At 46.1% G+C, this 20,374-nt stretch carries 15 protein-coding genes; 5 read left to right on the top strand and 10 right to left on the bottom strand.

What is annotated here, in order from left to right; genetic code table 11:
• Window positions 1–32: 32 nt before the first annotated feature.
• Complete coding sequence (locus RIG66_RS05950) at window positions 33–431, bottom strand: pre-16S rRNA-processing nuclease YqgF (RefSeq protein ID WP_446376114.1); 399 nt, start codon at window positions 429–431, stop codon at window positions 33–35.
• A gap of 50 nt (window positions 432–481) precedes the next feature.
• Window positions 482–2,356 carry a tetratricopeptide repeat protein gene (locus RIG66_RS05955; protein WP_446376116.1) on the bottom strand — a complete coding sequence of 625 codons (1,875 nt, stop codon included), beginning with the start codon at window positions 2,354–2,356 and terminating at the stop codon, window positions 482–484.
• 306 nt (window positions 2,357–2,662) lie between these two features.
• Here RIG66_RS05955 and RIG66_RS05960 point away from each other — a divergent pair, with 306 nt between their 5' ends.
• Together RIG66_RS05960 and RIG66_RS05965 are read left to right on the top strand one after the other, a co-directional pair.
• On the top strand, window positions 2,663–2,833 hold the full coding sequence (locus tag RIG66_RS05960; RefSeq protein WP_446376171.1) for a UPF0175 family protein: 171 nt from the start codon (window positions 2,663–2,665) through the stop codon (window positions 2,831–2,833).
• Window positions 2,834–2,921: 88 nt separating this feature from the next.
• Window positions 2,922–3,266, top strand: a complete 345-nt coding sequence (locus RIG66_RS05965; RefSeq protein WP_446376118.1) for a hypothetical protein — start codon at window positions 2,922–2,924, stop codon at window positions 3,264–3,266.
• A gap of 187 nt (window positions 3,267–3,453) precedes the next feature.
• Here the strand turns inward: RIG66_RS05965 and RIG66_RS05970 are convergent, their stop codons facing one another.
• Window positions 3,454–4,308 (bottom strand): hypothetical protein, encoded by an 855-nt coding sequence (locus tag RIG66_RS05970; RefSeq protein ID WP_446376120.1) that lies wholly within the window; start codon window positions 4,306–4,308, stop codon window positions 3,454–3,456.
• A gap of 117 nt (window positions 4,309–4,425) precedes the next feature.
• Here RIG66_RS05970 and RIG66_RS05975 point away from each other — a divergent pair, with 117 nt between their 5' ends.
• The 3 genes from RIG66_RS05975 (at window position 4,426) to glgB (ending at window position 10,606) form a co-directional block, all read left to right on the top strand.
• On the top strand, window positions 4,426–7,377 hold the full coding sequence (locus tag RIG66_RS05975) for an NACHT domain-containing protein (protein ID WP_446376122.1): 2,952 nt from the start codon (window positions 4,426–4,428) through the stop codon (window positions 7,375–7,377).
• 450 nt (window positions 7,378–7,827) lie between these two features.
• Window positions 7,828–8,118, top strand: a complete 291-nt coding sequence (locus RIG66_RS05980; RefSeq protein ID WP_446376124.1) for a hypothetical protein — start codon at window positions 7,828–7,830, stop codon at window positions 8,116–8,118.
• Between the two features lie 196 nt (window positions 8,119–8,314).
• Window positions 8,315–10,606 carry a 1,4-alpha-glucan branching enzyme gene (gene glgB, locus RIG66_RS05985; RefSeq protein WP_446376126.1) on the top strand — a complete coding sequence of 764 codons (2,292 nt, stop codon included), beginning with the start codon at window positions 8,315–8,317 and terminating at the stop codon, window positions 10,604–10,606.
• 122 nt (window positions 10,607–10,728) lie between these two features.
• On the opposite strand, the gene RIG66_RS05990 is transcribed toward glgB, so the two are convergent.
• The 7 genes from RIG66_RS05990 to RIG66_RS06020 form a co-directional block, all read right to left on the bottom strand.
• Window positions 10,729–11,022 carry a hypothetical protein gene (locus tag RIG66_RS05990; RefSeq protein WP_446376128.1) on the bottom strand — a complete coding sequence of 98 codons (294 nt, stop codon included), beginning with the start codon at window positions 11,020–11,022 and terminating at the stop codon, window positions 10,729–10,731.
• Between the two features lie 207 nt (window positions 11,023–11,229).
• Window positions 11,230–11,754, bottom strand: a complete 525-nt coding sequence (locus tag RIG66_RS05995; RefSeq protein ID WP_446376130.1) for an SCP2 sterol-binding domain-containing protein — start codon at window positions 11,752–11,754, stop codon at window positions 11,230–11,232.
• A gap of 201 nt (window positions 11,755–11,955) precedes the next feature.
• The gene (locus RIG66_RS06000) at window positions 11,956–13,119 is read right to left on the bottom strand and encodes an alpha/beta hydrolase (RefSeq protein ID WP_446376132.1); all 1,164 of its coding nucleotides are present in this window, start codon (window positions 13,117–13,119) and stop codon (window positions 11,956–11,958) included.
• Between the two features lie 189 nt (window positions 13,120–13,308).
• Entirely contained in the window at window positions 13,309–14,391 is a 1,083-nt protein-coding gene (locus tag RIG66_RS06005) for a DUF2235 domain-containing protein (RefSeq protein ID WP_446376133.1), read from the bottom strand.
• A 70-nt stretch (window positions 14,392–14,461) separates the two neighbouring features.
• Complete coding sequence (locus RIG66_RS06010) at window positions 14,462–14,995, bottom strand: hypothetical protein (RefSeq protein ID WP_446376135.1); 534 nt, start codon at window positions 14,993–14,995, stop codon at window positions 14,462–14,464.
• A 400-nt stretch (window positions 14,996–15,395) separates the two neighbouring features.
• Entirely contained in the window at window positions 15,396–17,480 is a 2,085-nt protein-coding gene (locus RIG66_RS06015; RefSeq protein ID WP_446376137.1) for an interleukin-like EMT inducer domain-containing protein, read from the bottom strand.
• Between the two features lie 287 nt (window positions 17,481–17,767).
• Window positions 17,768–20,332: a DUF4912 domain-containing protein gene (locus RIG66_RS06020; protein ID WP_446376139.1), complete on the bottom strand. Its 2,565-nt coding sequence runs from the start codon at window positions 20,330–20,332 to the stop codon at window positions 17,768–17,770.
• Between the last annotated feature and the right edge of the window lie 42 nt (window positions 20,333–20,374).

Raw genomic sequence — 20,374 nt, forward strand, 5'->3', positions numbered from 1 at the left:
ACGTTTGTTCAAAACCCGCCCTGACCTAATTTTTAGCTCTGAGTTTGTAAGTAGCGCTCAATGAGTAAGATAGCAACAATATCATCAATCGGTCGAGGTGGTTGGCGCATCCCTTGGGGAATTAGGCGTTGGAGTCCTTTGGGAGGGTACATTTGCCAGTAGCGATCGCGTGCTTCTAATGTACTATAACGTTCATCGACTAAGACAATAGGAATAGTGGCAGAAATGACTTCACGAATTTTTCCTTGCCATTGCTTAGAGGTGGTTTGGTTCCCCATGACAATTGTCTCAATGGAAAACTGCTGAGATAACTTTTTAATAGTTGCGATCGCCTGATCGGATGGTATCACTTGATGATAGGAAATCTCTTGGTCTTTGCCTTTCACGGCTAAACCACATTTATCTCGTCCTGGGTCAAACCCTAATATCATAATTAGTCATTGGTCATTGGTCATTGGTCATTTGTCATTTGTCTGTCATATCACATTGAGGTTCGATATTTTTCCAATAACTCTGGCAGGTAATCATACCCATCTACCCCAATTAAAGGAATAATTTTTGACCGTTGCTGCTGGAGGATTTCTTGGAATATTTCTCCTCCCAATTGCCCTTGCAAAATCGTCAGTAATCCCACGGCTTTGCGCCAGTATTCTGTACCAATCTGCTCCAATAAATATCCGCCCAAACTACCTGTGTAAATCGTTTTACTCCAGTTTTGCAACTGATAGTAGGCTTGCGCCAGATACGCTAAATTAAGTCCCTGCAAATACAAATCTCCAGAAAATTGTGCGGCTTGCCACCCTTGTTCTAAATAGGTAATCGCCTCTTGGGGTTGTTGCATAACCACATAAGCAATCCCCAAACTACATAAACACAGGGCTTGACTTTGGCGATCGCCTAATCGTTCTAACAATTGCCGCCCTTGTTGCAGGTACATGATGGCGCTTTCGTAGACATCAGGATCAAGGGCTTGCTGTTGGGCTTGAAAGACCTCACTATAGCCTAAATTCGCTAAGGCGTTGGCTTCGCCTAATTTATCCCCGGCTTGCCGTGCTAAGATTAATGCCCGTTGGCTATAATTAATCGCCTCAGCATAATTTTTCTGTGCCACACAGATTCGGCTTAAATGATTGTAATTAGCAATTTCACAGACGCGATCGCTCGCTGAACGGGCAATCTCTAAAGCTTGTTCATGGAATTGTATGGCTCGATTATATCGACCTTGCGCCCGTTGGGAATAGCCTAATAACGTAAGAATTCGCGCTTTCTCTTCGGTTCCCTCGACGCGCCGCAAGGGTTCATCCAGGTAATCCATGGCATTCCGCAGATAATTCCCACTTAAGGATGCAAAAACACCGCCATATAAAGGAAAATACTCCCGTTGGGCAAAAGTGCGGAGAATTTGCAGTGTCGCCTGAAAACAGCTATCGATCAAGCGTTCTCGTTGGGGAACCGTTGCTTGATTTAAGGCAAGGGCAAGTTGTGACCAGATTACCGCAAATACGATAAAGGTGGAAATCGAGAGTCTAGCCCCCATTTTGGAGTTATAAACTCGTTGATCAAACCATTTAACTAACCGACGTTGTAACCATTGCAGAACAACGGTTAATTCTACCCAAGCATCCAGTTCTAAGGTTGGCTGTTGGCGAATCCATGCATCGAGAGGTTGATTATATGCCAGCGCTTGGAACAATGACTTAGGTAAAGGACGATTCACCTTTTTTGCCCAGAGTCCCCAAGGTCCCCGTTGTTCAGCGAGTTCCTCAAATCCCAAGGAACCCTGACTTTGCTCATAAATCCAGCTAACTAAATCATTTTCCAAGTTTCCCCAAGCGGCTAACCCCCCAGTAATTCCTTGGGCTAGCTGTTCAAGTTCCTTAGCACGTTCGGAGTCGGAACTGGCGGATGCTTCTTGCTGAAGGGTTTTAGCTAATTGAGCCAACTGAGAGAGATTCAGGACAGGTTCTCGATTCGGATCGATCGCACGTAGCCAAGCGCTCAACCGTTCACTCTGATCAGCTTGGGTAATTCCTTGGGTAGCCGTTGCGATCGCCGCAGACACCTGATTCTCCTGCTGTACCCGTTCCCATTCACTGCTAATCATATTCAGCGCCCTCTGCGCCCGTATCGCTTTAGCTTGTTTGAGTTCACTCGCCGGATTATCGATTTCCGCCTGAGTGCTGCTATGACGTTCATCCAGACAGCGTTCAAACATTTCCCCGGTTCCACTGCTGACACCTGACGCCAGCGTTTGGTAAACCTGTCGCTTGGATCGGATTTTTCCTTTCAGCGTCGCGGCGACAATTTCATCAATCAGTTGAAAACAGCGATCGCGTAACGGTAAAGAGTCTGTCATCGTGTTTTGTTCTCAAAACTTACGTTAATATCCTAGACTTGGGCTAACCTATGTTAATATGCATCCCTCAAATCAAAGCGTTGTGTAGAAGCTAGAATTGAGCCACAGCCTACCTCACACGTTTTTTCACCCCGTCGAAGATGCAGGCAATCATTCATTGATTGGCTCACTGGTAGGGAATCACCGTCCTTGTAGGGCGGTGAGGATGTCAACACAGAGACAACCATGCGTACCCTGTCCCTCCCCTATCCCGACGACTTACTCATTACATCTGGTAAATCACCCCAAGCCTGAGAAGCTGAACTGATCTTCTTGCTCGCCGTTAAACTGTTCGAGTTACGTCGGCTGTCTCTGGGCAAAGCTGCTGACTTTTGCAACATGAACAAACTGCAATTCATGTACGAACTTGGACGACTGCAAGTCCCGGTAATCAACCTAGACGATGACCAAATTACCGACGAATTACGGGATGACTAACGCCGCAATCATCGCTGATAGCAGTCCGCTTATTTCCCTATTCTTTAGGTCGGTTACGTTCTGTACATATTAGGGATAGGTAAAAACGATGAAAATTGAATGGAAACTCGATGAAGAAGGCGGCATCGATCCCATAGATCCAGTGGGCGATATTTCGATTAGCGATGGCGAGAGAACAATTCAAGAAGAATCGACTTATTTAGATTCTTGGTTTGATGCCTTGATTGCAGTAGGTAAAGCAATAAAATCAGGAAATAATTTGGCTGTTGAGATAGCAGAAGAACCCTATAATTTTAAGCTTGAATTAGTGTCGTCAGGAGCTGAAATCTCCTATAAAAACAAAACAATTTTAGTAAATAAAGTCGATGAATTTATTGAAGTTATTAGGCAATCAGCAACAGGTTTTGTTTTGAAACTAAACAACAGGGAATAAATAGAATCTGCCAAGAACTCAAGTTCTTGGCTAAAAGCTAAAACCCGTTAAAACGGGTTCATAAGTAGCCAGCTAAAGGAAGCTTTAGCTTTGACGCATAAATTTATTTCCTGGCTATATAAGTCAGCGACATTCCACCGAAATTACTGTGAAGTAGGCAAGAGCAACGGACGATAATATAAGTGCATTAACGGGGACCCGCTTCAATCGCAGAATTAGCAATGTTGACCATCATTGCTTCGGCTTGATTGACATCTGTACCCATCCCTTTTAAGGCAATTCGATAATGGGTATCTCGCCACACCCATTCAATCACCGCTGGCGTACAAATACTCTGACATCGACTTGGTGTAAAGTATCCCCAGATTCCATTGGTGAGGGGAATTTTTTTAATGAATCCATCGTCAGGAGAATACTGTGAATTCACTGGCGTGGCGCTAAATGCACCTACAGTACAATCAGGCATTCCATTGCAGTTTTGCTTTAAGTTTAAGGCAATACTATAGGTATTGGGTGACCTAAAACTATTCACATAAATCCGCTGTCTAAACTTCGGCATTTGGCTGGGTAATAAAATTAAGGTATCGGTTTGTCGCTGGAGTTGCGGTAAAACAGAGGTGAAAAGATTCGCAACAGGGGATGGTTCTGAGGGTGTATTCGGATTAGCGCGATCGCGATTAATTAACTGTCGCGCCATCTGACGAGGAATCCCATAGCTAGCCAGAGTGCTGGGAGTAAATGGAGTTTTGGTTGACGCGATCGCGTGCCATTGATTATTCTGATTAATCACAACCGTCTCCCCAGCACTATTGTCCCAAAACCAGTGCGCGATCGCATAATTCTCAACAACTGTAATTTGGGTAACTTCTGGAGACAACCGAAACCCATTCCCCCTTTCCCATAAATCCAGGAGTACAACTTTCCGAATCACTCCCGTATCATCCGCTACAGCAGGAGTCGCTTCTGTCAATATTGTCAGCACCGGATAACTAGCCAATAGCATCAAGCTGGCGATGTACCCAAATCCAAAACTAACCTTCATAATTCCCTGTCATAAAAAGATTTGTAGTTGCGCTTGTAGTTGCGCTTTAGCGCCGATAAAACTCACGCATCTACTAATATAGAACTATTCCTATCATAACTCCCATAGCATACAACCATGGAGCCAAACTTAACCCTAATAGCCAAAGGACTCTCTCCACTTCTCACACCAGTCAGTCGTCAGGTAGGAAAGCATCTCATTGGCAAAGAAATCCTAGAACGTTGGAAACTCAATGAAACAGCCTTACAACCCATTCTCCAAAAAGCTGCTGAGACAGTATCAGAACGAATCCAATGTTATGAACCCGCCGAAATTGACCAAATTTGCTTGTTTTTAGAATCTCCACCCGCCGAAACCATCGTCCGTCAAATTTACGCCGCCAAACTTTCAGATAATCCGCAAAATAATTTTGAACTAATCCGTCAGGAATGGCTAGTCGCATTCTCCGACTATACCAACATCCCAGAAGCTGAACTGCAAGACGCAGCAAATCCCATTTTGGATGATCTGATTGAGGGATGCGAAGAAGCGCTACAGAGTGAGATTGATAGAGGGAGACTCTCCGCGCATGAGGCAAAATCAGCATTCCGTCATCAAATCGTGCGGGATGAAATTGCGACAATTCAAAAAATGCTTAACCTGTTAACAGCGCCACAAAAACCTGACATCAAAGCCATTCTCAACTTTGAGGAAAACTATCGTAAACAAGTTGGTGAACGCCACAAATATATTATTCCTCCCGATTTCGATAAGGCGCAGAAGCTACCCATCAATCGCCTATATGTTTGTCCCAACTTTATCCCAACCCCCACCAAACAAACTAATCAACCAGAATCCCTAAAAATTAAAACGTTTCTCGATAGCATTTACCGCGTTGTCCTACTGGGAAATCCGGGTGGTGGTAAATCCACCTTTACCCAAAAAATTGCCCATGTTTTGGCAATCTGTTATTCAGAACGTCCCTTTGCGGGTAGACAAGTTACACCAATCCTGGTCATCCTGCGAGATTATGGTGCAAAGAAGAAAGAACTCAACTGCTCCATCGTACAATATATCGAAATAAAAGCGAATTCTGATTATCAAACACCGCCACCGTCTGGAGCCTTTGATTATTTACTATTGACAGGTCGAGTTGTAGTTATTTTTGATGGATTAGACGAACTTCTGGATACTCGCTATCGCCGGGAAATTAGCAGCGATATTGAATTATTCTGCAATCTTTATCCCTCAGTTCCTGTGCTGGTGACATCCAGAGAAGTGGGTTATGATCAAGCACCTCTTGATCCAGAAAAATTTGAGTTTTTTCGGCTGGCTCCCTTTGATGAAAATCAAGTTAAAGAATATGTTACGACATGGTTTAAGGTTAACGAAGAACCAGAAGAAAAGGGAGAAGCCTTTCTCAACGAGAGCCAATTTGTCTCCGATTTGCGTTCTAACCCGCTGATGTTGGCGTTGATGTGTAACCTCTATCGGCGCGAAGGTTACATTCCCCGAAATCGCCCGGAGGTGTATGAAAAATGCGCTGAAATGTTGTTTGAGAAGTGGGATAAAAATAGAGATATTCCGGTTGAGTTTCGCTTTGAGGATAATATTCGACCAGCGATTGCATACCTCGCCCATTGGCTTTATGATGATCAGGGCTTACAAGGAGGCGTAACCGAACGCCAACTTATTGCTAAACTCTCTGACTATTTGTTAGAACATCGTTTTGATGATCGGGATCAAGCAGAAAGGGCGGCGCGTGAGTTTATCCAATTCTGTCGGGGACGGGCATGGGTATTTACGGGAATAGGAACCACGGCAGATGGTGAGGAACTTTATCAATTTACCCATCGTACTTTTCTCGAATATTTTACCGCACTTTATTTGTTTAGAACCCAGGAAACAGCTAAGGAGTTAGCCGAGTTTCTTTTACCAAAGATTGCCAAGAAGGAATGGGATGTTGTCGCGCAATTGGCTTTTCAGATCAAAAGTAAAAATTCTGAAGGCGCTGGGGATAAATTACTCACCACTGTTCTTTATGCGGTTCGTGAGGCTGAAGCAGAGGAAGCTGAGAATTTACTATCTTTTGCGGCACGATGTTTAGAGTTTATGGTTCCTAGTCCATCGGTGACTCGGAAGATTACCACAGCTTGTATTGAATACTTATTAGAGTTGGGGGTGAGAAGTCTCAATAAAGATGATTATTCGGATGAAAATTCTATAGATTATCTAGAACAAGGGGAGACTCTATTACTTGAAAATGCTGCAACTGAAAACCGAGCAACTATTGCGGATACTTTAGAAAAATTACTGATCGAGCGATTTAAGAGGAATAGTGATGAACGCGAAGCCCTTGTTCTTTTTGAGATTAGTTCGCATGTTTGGCAAAGTGTCTCTCAAAAAATTTTTGATGCTTGTTCTGGCTGCATGGGGAAACTGTATCCGAAATACTTTATCCCTTGCCATATAGCTTGGCAAGACGGAAAGATTTCTCTTGAAAATTTGATTAATTGGCATGGTGTAGATTTCATTTTTTTGGATGCTGAGTTTTCCTTCTTTCCATATGGTTATTATTCTGTTGCCAACTTTTTAGTAAATTTCATAAATTATCAAAATAAACGTTCTAACGACACTATGGAATTGGAGAAGAATCTATATGATTTAAGGGTAATAGGTGAAATTTTACTAAATTCTTTACAACCTTGGATTAATGGTGATGAATTTGACATGGATATATTATTAAGACCTCGTTTTTTTTATGGAGGGCATTTACAGGAATCTTTAGAGCAAGATTCAGATGCCATATTCGGAATATTTGCATTATTGTCTACCACCTTAGAATCCGAGCAAGTATCATACCCGAATGCCGCTCCTTTCGCTATTGATGATCTTCAAGAAAATGATTGGTATTTCTTCGGTGGTATCCGCTGGATATTAATTGCCCGTTTTCAGCCAGTAGCCGACGATAAAGTACAAGCCGAAATGGATCGATGTGGCTTCTCACCTGAACAACAAGACTTTATTTGGCGGTGGATACGACGAGAAATCAATCTTGTCGCAGATACCGCAGAAGAAGAGATTTGTTAAATTCTCACGGTGTCTAGCAATTCAGCTTATAAGATTTGTGCATTCTTTGTCCTCACAAATCAGCTAGTCTAAATTCCTTGTCCTTTCAGATTGTAGAGACGTTGCATGCAAGGTTTCTACACTGTTTTTGGGGGTGACCAAAAAGTTTAATATAGGGCGACCCGAATAAATTGAGTGGATTTGAGTTGTTCATTGATGCAAGCGGGTCGCCCCTACATGACCCAATTTGATGCAAGCATTGATTTAAAATTAAACCCTGAACTAAAGTTCGGGCTAAAAGCTAAAACCCGTTAAAACGGGTTCAAAGACACCTGCTGAGGAGTTCAAATTCCGGGCAATTTAGTTCGAGTCTATTAAAATGGACTAAAATTATTATTCAGTCAGCTTTAGCTGACTTGAGCTTTTAGCCTTGGGTTTGAACCCAAGGCGATCCAACTTTAGCTTACAAGCATGAAAAAAGGTATAGTTTTTAGTATCTGTCTAGGATTAATGGGTTGGGTGGCTCAACCGACTTTGGCGTTACCTCCCCCAGATGACTTACCCGAAGAGGTGTTGAGAACCGAGATAATCACGGAAGCGCGATCGCCTATCGATGGGGAACCGCTTACCGCCGCCGAATACGCCCAACTTAAAGCTGAATTAGCCCAGCGAGGAACGACTCCGGAACTCGATCCTGAGATCCAGCAAACTGTTTTTCTGCTGCAACTGCTGGATTTCGTGCGGACAGTCACCCCGTTTTAGCCGAAGCAGAAAACCATGGAAGTCCCACTCTGTCCTCAAGGGTAGCGCTGGATACATTACCCAATCGACAGGCTATAATCCGTTTACATACCCCAATTTCCCCCAAATGTGTAGAAAAAATCAAAAAAGTATATAAATATTAAAATTATTTAACACCCATTTTCCATTCACTGAAGTAGATACCTTGAATTTTCCCATGATTGCCCCTGAACAGATTGACCGAATTGTCTGGAATCAACATCACGACCCCTTTGAGATACTGGGTCCACACCGATTAGAACAGGATGGAAAGACCACCTGGGCAGTGCGGGTGTATTTCCCAAATGCTGACGCCGTGTGGGTTGTGCTGCCAGAACAACGCCAAGACTATCCGATGCAATCAGTGCATCATCCCCACTTTTTTGAATGTCAGATTGATATCGAAGAACTGGCAAACTACCAGTTACGCCTCAAAGAAGGCGAACACGAGCGGGTGATCTATGATCCTTATGCCTTCCGTTCGCCCCGCTTAACCGACTTGGATCGGCATCTATTTGCCGAAGGGAATCATCATCGCATCTACGAAAAACTAGGAGCCCATCCCACGGAAATAGATGGAGTTCAGGGTGTCTACTTTGCAGTTTGGGCTCCGAATGCTCGCAACGCTTCGGTTTTAGGCGATTTTAACCACTGGGATGGGCGCAAGCACCAAATGCGGAAGGGTGACACGGGAATTTGGGAACTGTTTATCCCAGAAGTGGCAGTTGGCGACCATTACAAGTATGAAATCAAAAACTATGATGGGCATATTTACGAAAAATCTGACCCTTATGGTTTCCGCCAAGAAATCCGCCCCAAAACCGCCTCGATTGTTGCCGATCTCGATACCTATACCTGGAATGATCAGAACTGGATGGAGCAGCGCCGCCATACCGATACGCTGACTCAGCCAATTTCTATCTATGAAATGCATTTAGGCTCGTGGCTGCATGGTTCTTCAGGCGAACCCGCCATCGGTGCGGATGGCAAGCCTGAACCCGTGGTTATGGTGTCTGATCTCAAACCGGGAGCGCGATTTCTCACCTATCGGGAATTGGCAGATCGCTTAATTCCTTATGTTAAAGATTTGGGTTTTACCCATATTGAGTTACTCCCCGTCGCCGAACATCCCTTTGATGGTTCGTGGGGGTATCAGGTAACCGGATACTTCGCCTGCACCTCTCGCTATGGCACACCTGACGATTTCATGTATTTTGTGGATCAGTGTCACCAGAACGGGATTGGCGTGATTGTGGACTGGGTACCGGGTCATTTCCCCAAAGATGGTCACGGTTTAGCCTTCTTTGATGGCACTCACCTGTATGAACATGCTGACCCCCGCAAGGGTGAACATAAAGAGTGGGGAACCTTAGTTTTCAACTATAACCGCAACGAAGTCCGTAACTTCCTGGTATCCAACGCCCTGTTCTGGTTTGACAAATACCACATCGATGGAATTCGCGTGGATGCTGTCGCCTCGATGCTGTACCTGGACTATTGTCGTCAACCGGGAGAATGGGTGACGAACCAGTATGGGGGAAGGGAGAACATTGAAGCCGCCGATTTCCTGCGACAGGCGAATCATGTAATCTTTAGCTATTTTCCTGGTATCCTCTCCATTGCCGAAGAGTCAACGGATTGGCCCATGGTGTCTTGGCCCACCTACGTTGGCGGATTAGGCTTTAATTTGAAGTGGAACATGGGGTGGATGCACGACATGCTGGATTATTTCCACATGGACCCTTGGTTCCGCCAGTTCCACCAGAATAATATTACCTTCAGTATGTGGTATCACCATGCTGAAAACTACATGCTGGCGTTGTCTCACGATGAGATTGTGCATGGTAAGAGTAATATGCTGGGCAAAATGCCTGGGGATGAGTGGCAAAAGTTTGCCAATGTCCGTTGCTTATTTACCTATATGTTCACTCATCCCGGCAAGAAAACCCTGTTTATGAGCATGGAGTTCGGTCAGTGGAGTGAGTGGAATGTCTGGGGCGATTTAGAATGGCAGTTACTGCAATACGAACCCCATCAGCAGTTGAAGCTGTTTATGGCGGATCTGAATCAGGTCTATCGACGAGAATCTGCTCTCTATACCCAAGATTATGCTGAAGCTGGGTTTGAATGGATTGATTGTAGTGACAATCGCCATAGCGTGGTGGCATTTATCCGCCGTGCTAAGGATTCTGAAGAGTTTGTGGTCACGGTTTGCAATTTCACACCTCAGCCCCATAGCCATTATCGGATCGGGGTTCCAGAAATGGGCTTCTACACAGAACTGTTTAACAGTGATGCTCGCGAGTATGGTGGGAGTAATATGGGGAATTTAGGTGGTAAGTGGACCGATGAATGGTGGTTCCACAATCAACCTTATTCTCTGGACTTGTGCTTACCTCCCCTGGGTGTGTTAATTCTCAAGCTCAATCGCGAGAAGACAGTCGCCGCCCTGGGATCAGATCAGTCTTAAATGACATCTGTTACGTTAGAAGTCTCCCGTCAGGTTGATGACGGGAGATTGGTTGCACCATAACCAGGTTGCCCAAGGTAATCTAACCGAATAGAGGAAATCATTGGTTACAATAGTCGATGTTAGTGATCGTTAAGATGCTGATAGCTATAGAAGGCGTAGGTATCAAATAAGGCTGCCACAAAGCTACAGGTCAAGCTAATCACGAGCAGCCCTTCCACGGAACAGCCGTTCCCAAAAATCGCCAGAAACTGTAACAAATCGTTTGCGCCTGTTTGACCAAGGGTTTCCAAGCCAGGAACCCAGCTCATGGTGCATAGAAAGGCGAAAAATCCCAAGAAGAGGACAACGGGAGCAATAAAGCTGAGTAGGGCGGTTAAAGCAAGGGAACGAATCAATGTAGGTAGAGTAGTCATAAAATAATTAGCTCGTTATGGCAAGTGAGTGAACAGCAAGTTAGCGTCGCCGTTAATCGGCGCTCTGTATATCAGAATAGGCGCGATCGCCGCCAATAACCGAAATTGTCAAAAATCTTAAATCTTCATTAAGAATCTTGGTAAAACTCCGTAAATTTTACCAAGCAGACAAGGATAAAGTAGAGTATATCGCCCTTTCGGGTGATGTCAATCCACTTCAATGTTGAGTACGTCGGCGGGAATCTGGTTGATCAGATAACCACGGGATGGCATTTGTTGGTCAAGGGATTGACAAGGGGGAGGAGAGGGGGGCTGGAACCAGAGGTGATCAAATTCGTTCCAGAGGCGTTGTAACTGTAAATTAATCGCACTGTCGGCTAAAATGCCCATGACGACCTGATTGATACCCAGTAAGTCGGGTAAGTCACCCCTCACATAAATTTTGCCACTCATTACCGCCGCATCCAATGTCACAGAACCCGTAATGATATCTCTCAGGGTTTCAGCATCGCTGCAAAAATGAACGGGTTGTGGTTCTGTCAAGGATTCGATGTGAACCTGCAACGGTTCATCTCCCTGCGCCCACAGTTGCAATTGAGTTCCATCTAGCTCAATCACAGCCGTTTTGCCAGAAACCGTCTGAACCAACCTACGCCATGTCGAATTTCCTTGGCTACGCAGGATTTCTACAAGGCGATATAACCATTGAGCTAATTGTTCGTTATTGGTCATTTGTCATTTGTCATTTGTCATTCGTCATTTGTCATTTGTCATACTCGCTACCCTTGAGAAGCAAGCTACGTCATTCGTCTTATGTTAGGGAACAGGGTAATAGGCTATAGAAATTTTGTCTCCCATCTCCCTCATCTCCCCCAGCTCCCAGACGTAGCATGCTACGTCTCTACATTGCTCCCCCTGCTTCCCCAATATCGGTTACGAATAAGTCGGTATCGGCGGTAAATCCGGTGCTTCCTCAAGGTTGCTCATGTTATCCGCATCAATCTCACCTGTCGTCAGAAAGCGGAAGGTTTCCTGATACAAACTCTTCCAGAAACGATTCGTCATTCCCTGACTCACTTCCATCGGGTCTACCATAGGATGAGGTACAAGGTCACTCGCTGGATAGAGATAGTAATGGTGTCCTTTGTCTTTCCCACCTAATTGGTCGAAGAATCTCTGGTTGGTTTTCAGATCAGCCGCGTCTTCGTTCTCGGTTAACACCAAAAATGTGGGAATAGTCTTTAACGCTTCTCGGTTTTTGTCACTACGAACAAAGGCACCAAAACGGTTAGCAGCGGTTAAACAGCCAACCGGAAAACTAACATTTTGTTCCCAAGAAAATTCCCTCAAGTCTAAGGGACCTGTGAGGTTAATGTAACGCTCATTAACTTCATTAGATACTTCCAAAAGCGGCGCATAAGCCACCACCTTTTTAATGCGATCCGGTCGGGACGCCGCTAGTCCGAGGGCAACGGCACCACCAACAGAGAGTCCCAGGGTATAAATCGGTCCTGGCATCGCATCCAGTTCTGCCAAACGTTCCTGTGCATCGGTCAAATACTTCATATGAGACGACGTGAAATAGCGATCAAAATCTGGGTCATTGGGTCGCTCAATTGCCAATGCCATATCCAATAGCTGGGGTGCCATTTTGATGATCCGACCAATTAGTGCCATCTTCTGAAACGTTGTCAATCGTTGAAATTGCTTTGGCGATTTATTATCACGATTGGACAAGAAAAGATCTAGAACGGCATCTTTTCGGGCTTCTTCCCGTAGAGGATCACGAAATTCTGGCTTGAGGTCAACTTGGGGCCAATAACTATCGGGTGGAATAAACGCATGACCCGCCAAAGGAATTTGATAGATATTAAACCCGTTGCGGAAGAGGTAGTCACCCACCAGAAACATTTGCATCGGTTTAGCTGAAAAGCCATGAAAGATCATCACGGTTCCACGAATTGATTCTCCCGGTTCATGCATCTGATAAAAGGGAGCAACTCCTTCACGTTTGTATGGATGATAGAACCAGGAAATGTAATAATCTTCAATCGCTTTTTTGGTTTGAGCGATTTGATCAGCCGTTGGAGTAATCATGGTGTTTCAGTTTAGAATGTTGATAACTAGGTGGACACAATTAATGTGAACGGTTGAGATTAGGGAACAGGGAACAGTAAGGGTTTGAGTAACATTCGCAGAACTTAACATAGTTCGGTTTATTTCCACCGACCTACTTGATTTTTTTCTATGGATTGTATGTTACCCATAATAAAGTTAGAGGAGTGTCTATTGCTCTCCGTGTTTATCTAATAAAGCCTTGAATTTTTCCAGATTTGTAGGTCGGTAGTCAAAAAGTTTTTGCCACCGTTCTTTAACACTCTCATGTAGCTCATTAAAGTCATCACTTACTGTGCGGGTTATCTGTCCAGTTTTGAATGTTAATCGACCGATCAAACTCTGCGGTTCATTGCTGAACATGATAGTTGGGTCAGGGTGAATCCCATATTCGATGACGGTTGGATCAAGTTCCAATCCCAGACGTTGTTGTTGACGCAATTGCTCAATGGATTCAATCATCCACAGCAACGCTCCATCGGATAAACCAGCTTGTTCTTGAGAGCCACCGCCTACTGAGCCATGAACACCTGGAAACCAAACTTGACGTAGGAATTGATCCACTGGCTGACCCTTATATTCGCTCCTGCGGCTTATCTCCATGGGGGTAACGTTGAAAACCTCACGCTGCTCATCAATAGCAACAGCATGTAGGGCATTCTTAATAATAGGACTCAATGAGGTATCGTGGAAGGCGTATTTCTGGTTAATCTTTTGGTCGAAGGAGAGAAAAGCTGATAAATCAGGTATGCCAAGGGCACCGACGGTGTCCCAGCAACCAAGAAGCGTAATCGGAACTTGCTTGGCGTTATTGTCTTGGCGAAACTTTTCCATCTTGTAGGAATCTGGTTTATCTTCACTCTTACGGGAGCGATAGTTCTCGTAAGCTTCAGGAGCTTTGCGAATCTTTTCTCGCGGTAATAGTCCTGAATTAAAGATCATTCCCGCTAAACTGCGAACCGTATAAGCGCCACGGCTGAAACCGAACAAATAAATTTTATCCCCAGGTTCATAGTTTAAGCAAAGAAAGCGATAGCCATCTTGTATGTTTCGATCAATTCCTTTACCAAACGCGCCACCCAACATCTTAGCAAATGGGTTCTCTGTACCAATCCCCTCATCATAAAAGACAAGCTGGGGAATATTTTGACTACAGGTTGCTTTAACGGCTTGGGCAATTTTAACCACATTCGTGGGATAAGGACTCGTTAGTTTTTGCCAGGTTCCATCACAACAAACAACCAGACGCTTCATTAATTATCCTACTCCAAAAAAAACTGAATTGGCATAAACGGTAGATTCTCCCTTGGCTATAGTGACTAATTTAAGGATCTAAAATGAACCAGGTTAGCGCAACTGAAGCAATCAGCAACCCGACTAACACTAAATTTCCCAGTAATGAAGGGGGTTGACGAATATTTTGTCGTTTGACCAGCAAAGAGACTCCCCCCTGATTATCCGCCAGTAGGTCATCACTGATAAAAAAGCTGACCTCACTGCCAAATTTTAGGGTAAATGAGGTGTTTTTTGCTTTAGAGCGAGCGAGTTCTGGTGTTGCATATACACCTGTCGTGGGTACGCTAACGATAAATTCACTGGAGGTTATGTAGTATTCATTGAGCCATCCAGTAGTACAATTTTCGCCATTTTCTTCACATTCATAGACGAAACTCCAACGACTCCAGGCATCATACATACCACCTTGAGATTGATCAATAAACTGAACCTCATAAGTGCCAGGTTTCAAATATTTGATGACGGGGTTATTATTGTTGTTAACTCGCGCATCAATATTAATAATTGTCACATCACGAGAATGAGTCAAAAGGAATTGCTCAGATTGAGCTTGATTGGTCATAGTTCACCCTTTATAAATGCTGCAAATAGTTGCTCAAAAAGACAGTTTAGCTTAATGAATCACTAACACTCAAGTTTCTATAATGTCTGATGAGTTCCCCCTAAGCCAACATTCGTTTGTGTTTCTTAATGAAACCTGTTCAAGATTTACGCAGTGGCAATGGTGCGTTACGCTACGCTAACACACCCTACATATACAGCTTTTGCGATTAAGGTCTAAGTGCTGAACGGCTGATTTTTCCCTAGTGAAAGAAGGCAGAAATAACTGAACAGCTAATATCTCCCCCAGCTCCCTCAGCTCCCCCAGCTCCCCCAGCTTCATCGTATCTACGAAGCTGCTCAAGTATTTTTGCCGCGATGCACTAGCTCTCCTGAGTCAGGGGAGATGAGGGATAGAGTTATCACGTTTCGTTGGCAAATGCGATGTAAGCACTACCCGCATAAGGGCGCCCTTGAGCATCTGCATTATGCGCCCCGGTGATGACAACTCCATCACTTAGGGCAACGGTATACCCAAACCCGTCTTTGGGTTGCACCTCCGGAGAGTATAGGGTTTGTTGGTGCTGCCATGTTCCGTGATTGAGTTGGAAAATGTAGGCGCTTCCAGCATCGGAAGTCCCGACGACAGCCACTTGTCCCTGAATGGCGACAGAACAGCCGAAGCCATGGCGACGTTGTAAGTCAGTGGGTTGCAGCTTCTGTTTTTGTTGCCACACCCCGTTTTCCTGTTGGAAAATGTAGGCAGCGCCAGTATCGGGATACCGTTGGGCATCGACACCATAGGCACCGACAATCGCGACTTCGCCACTGAGCGCGATCGCATTCCCAAAATTATCCCCATATTGTAAGTCAGCAGGTTGCAGTTTCTGTTTTTGTTGCCACACCCCGTTTTCTAACTGGAAAATATAGGCACTCCCGGCAAATTGACCGCTATCTGCCTTGGCAAGACGCGCCCCAATGATCGCCATGTTTCCACTAATCGCCACTGCACCCCCAAAACCATCCCCGCGCTGTAAGTCATCGGGTTGCAGCTTCTGTTTTTGTTGCCACACCCCGTTCTCTAACTGGAAAATATAGGCACTCCCAGCTTCGGGACGACTTTCGGCGTCTACGGTATAAGCACCGATGATCGCGAAATTGTCACTAATCGCCACCGCACTCCCGAAGCAGTCATTTGCCTGTAAGTCAGCAGGTTGGAGTTTCTGTTTTTCTGTCCACACGCCATTTTCCTGTTGGAAAATATAGGCACTCCCGGCATTGGGGCGATCGGGCGCATCAGTAAAATAGGCACCGACAATCGCCAGATTTCCATGAATAGCAACCGCATTCCCAAAAACATCTTGATGCCCAAACCCCGACGGTTGCAGTTTCTGTATTTCCGTCCACACGCCGTTTGTGTGTTGGAAAATATAGGCACTGCCCACAGCCGGACAACCATTCACTGGAGCCAAACGCGCCCCAACAATCGCCGTATCTCCACTCATAGCAATAGCGCTGCCAAAGATCCCTTTTTCGGGTAAATCTGGGGGTTGTAGCTTCTGTTGAGGCTGCCAGGTGGGGCAGGGTATGACTAACGGCATCCAAGCTTTGACGGAGGTGAACCCAGAATTATTCAGATTTTCAATCACGGCATCCGGAGATGCGCCTTTATATCCGACAATTGACCAAGCCCCGCGAAATTGCAATTCATCAATCAGACGGCTACCGATCGCGCGACAGGCATCTTTGGCAGCTTGGGAGAGATTGACAAAGGCATCATCTTTAAGTGCGATCGCCACAATCTTCCCATCGGGTATCGCTTCAATCTGCTGGGCAAAGACATCCGCAACAGATGCATCTGCAAACAAGTCAAACGAACCACTCGAAAGGGGCTTGCCAGTAGCAGGTTCAAACACTACCACATTTAACCCCCGCTGATATCCTCCTTTAATTGGGATTACATATCCATTGCGGCTAATATGCGTTAAAACACCGTACTCTCCAGCCGCCGATGTCGCCGAAATCGTCGCCGTATCTGTGAAAATGGAGGGGAGTGTAAAGGAACGAGAACAGGTGACGCCATGCTCATCCGATAACGCTTCAGTCGCCGTTCCCGGTGTCGCTCCCTTTTGACCAATCATCGCCCAAGAACTGCGAAATTGCAGATAGTAAACCCAATACGCCCCCAACGCCGCACAAGCATTTTTCGCCCGCTCATCCAGATAGACAGTCCCCTCATCCTTCAGCGCGATCGCCACAATTCGACCAACAGGCAGACTCTCCATCCATTCGGTGAAGGCGATCGCACAACTGGGATCACCAAAGGTATCAAAGGTGGCGCTACCCAGCTTTTGACCCGTCACTTCATGGATAACTGCCACATTCAGTCCGCGATTGTACGGGTCAAACCCGAATTCTTCGTCATTTACAGTAATCCGAGCCGAATTTCCCTGGTTACCAGCGGCAGACTGAACAGTGATATGGAGATGGGCTTCGTTATGGTTCATTCCTTTGTTCTTCCTTCACCCGCATCTAAAAATTTGGTCATTCGTCATTTGTCATTTGTCATTCGTCATTTGTCAAGGGCGAGTTTAGTTACATCTGGTGTCATTTGTCATTCGTCATTTGTCATTCGTCATTTGTCATTTGTCAAGGGCGGGTTTAGTTACATCTGGGTGTCACCGAAAAGATAGTAGTGAAACCCGCCCCTACACAATTTGCCTCATCTTCCCCATCTCCCCCAGCTCCCTCATCTCCCCCATCTCCCAGACGTTCCACCGGAACGTCTCTACAGTTACGCCTTATGCTTAAGCGCCTCCAGCACGGTGGGCGGAACTTCCAAATAGGTGTACGAATTGTTACGATCCCTTGACACCAAGAACAGCGTATCGCTGTCAGTGGGGATATTGGTCGTCACTCGTACTGTTTCCGAGTCAGCGATAGGAAGCCAGTCCCCACTTGCGGTGACATATCCCAACTCAGCCAGGTAATCCTGATCCGCTGACGGAAATGTGAGCAGTACATAATTTTCTGAACTCTCACAATCGTATTCCTGAACACAGTGGGAACGATAGCGCTCTGGATCTAAGCTGTCGGAGACATCATACAGACGCAACAGTAGTGTTTCTCCCCCTTGGTGCTTTAAGGCTTGAATCTGGTTCGGCGCCAATTCCCAGTAAGCATAGGCATTTTTGCCGCTGTAAGGTACTAAGAATAGGCGACTGTGAGAGGGACTCGGAGAATGGGACAACCAGGTTCCTTCACCATGACCTATTCCTCCTGGGAGAACATTGCCCGTCCCCAAAATTGGCGTCACCCGCACAGTTTCCGATCGCGTCAACGGTAACCAGTAGCCTTCGCGGGTCAAGTAACCCAGTTCCACTAAATAATCCCGGTTTTCTGTGGGTAAAGACAACAGTAAATAGTTTTGCTCCCCCTGACATCCAAACTGTTGTAGCATCGGGGGCTGATCCCGCTCTGGGTTGGGACTATCGGTGACATCATACAGACGCAGCATCAGCTTTTCTCCCCCTAAACGCTGGAGGGATTGGGCTTGAACGGGGGCAATGTCCCAATAGGTGTAGGCATTTTTGCCGTCATAAGGAACCAAAAATAGGCGACTGTGAGCGGAGGCTGGCGCGTAATATCCTCCGCCGTACCCCGATTGGGGAGGCGGTGTTGTCATCGCCGATGTTGTCGTGGCTGGGTAGGGCGATGGCACAAGCCCAGCTTGTAGGTTGGGAGTGGCGGTGACGGCGGTACTGATGGGAATTGTCGGAGAAACCCGCACCTTATTTGAGGTAGCCAAGAGCAGCCATTCTCCGCCTGGGGTGAGATACCCTAACTCCGCTAAATAATCCCGATTTTCTGCGGGTAGCGTCAACAGGATATAGGGAGGTTGAGGTTCACAGCTAAACTGCTGGAGGAGATAGGGGGGCTGATGGGGCGAAATCAGGCTGTCGGTGACATCGTAAAGCCGTACTACCAGATCTTTGCCACCTTGACGCTGGAGATTCTGGATATGGGCTGGGGCTACGTCCCAATAGGTGTATGCGTTTTTGCCATCGTAGGGGACTAGGTGTAAACTGCTGTGGACTGGGGCTGGTGCTGGCGCTGGTGCTGGCGCTGGCGCTGGTGTTGGGAGAGGAACAGCCGCACTCGCTGTGTTTATTGGTGTGCCATTCGTCGCTATTCCCTCACCGAAAGGACTACGTTTTGGACGTTCATCATCGTCGCGATTTTTCAGCAGCCAGACGAGGAAACCGCCAGCTAGAAACGAAAGGGCGATCAGTAACGGTACCCACCAGGGGATTAGTCCGGGTGGCGTGGCTTGAGCATCGACATCGCCCTCATCAACCTCCACGGGGGCGGCAGGTTCGGGAGAATCGGGTACATTCGGTGCCTGGGCTAACTGGGGTGCGGCGGCGGCGGGTTCTTCGATCGCGTCTTCTGGTTCTGTGGTGGTTTCGGCAACGGCTTCGTCAACCGCCTCCTCATTGGAAGGATCTAAAGCATAGCCGACAAAGGCTTCTACCGCAGGCGTAGCAGGTTCCTTATAGACATAAGACAGGGATTGGGAAAAGGGGTAGCGTTCATCATCGGGAAAGACTTTATGCATGGGGATGATTTTCACATCCTGACGATCAAACACTTGATCCGCGATCGCATACCCAATCCCGCCAGCGTTTCTCCCCAGTTCTTCAATTACGGCATCGGTACTATCTCGATCCACCTGGGTGGTATTGGCTCCGGTTCTAAACGATGCCGCTTTAAACACATCGTAGCGTTGAAACGCCCGCCGGGTATCACTATACTCCGGGCGATCAATTAGTTGAATCGGTCCGGGTTCACCCCCAAGTTCTGACCAATCGGTAATTTCACCTCGGAACACCCTGGAAAAGTCCTCAAAGGTAATATCTATTTCACCATACGGACTATTGGGTCCGACGAGAATGGCAATCTTTTGCCGACTTAATGGAATTTGCACTAATCCTTGTGCCTTTTCTACCGCCGTCAACGGGCGTCCAATCGCCGCCAGATCAATTTCTTCGTTGACTAAGGCTTCTAAGGCGGCGGTACTCCCAGCCGCATTGAGTTGAACCTCACTATTGGGATACTGTCGCTCAAAGCGCTCTTTTAAGGCTTGATTTACCTTTGCCATACTGCTAGAACCATCCAGCCGCACGGTTGTCCCACGGGGAACGGATTCTGGTACCTCGAATTCCTCCGGTGAAACCTGAGCCAATACCGGACTCAACCGCAGGGAGGTGAGCCGGAACTGAGGGGTGACAGTTCCTAAGGTGAGAAATAAAATAACCGAGGCAATTAACGCCTCTTTTTTGCTGAACCTCTGCATCATTAGTACCCTTGATTCTAATTGATAAGTTTTTTATTTAGTTAA

Origin of the sequence: Coleofasciculus sp. E2-BRE-01, assembly GCF_040221695.1 — a bacterium.
Taxonomy (GTDB): Bacteria; Cyanobacteriota; Cyanobacteriia; order Cyanobacteriales; family Coleofasciculaceae; genus Coleofasciculus.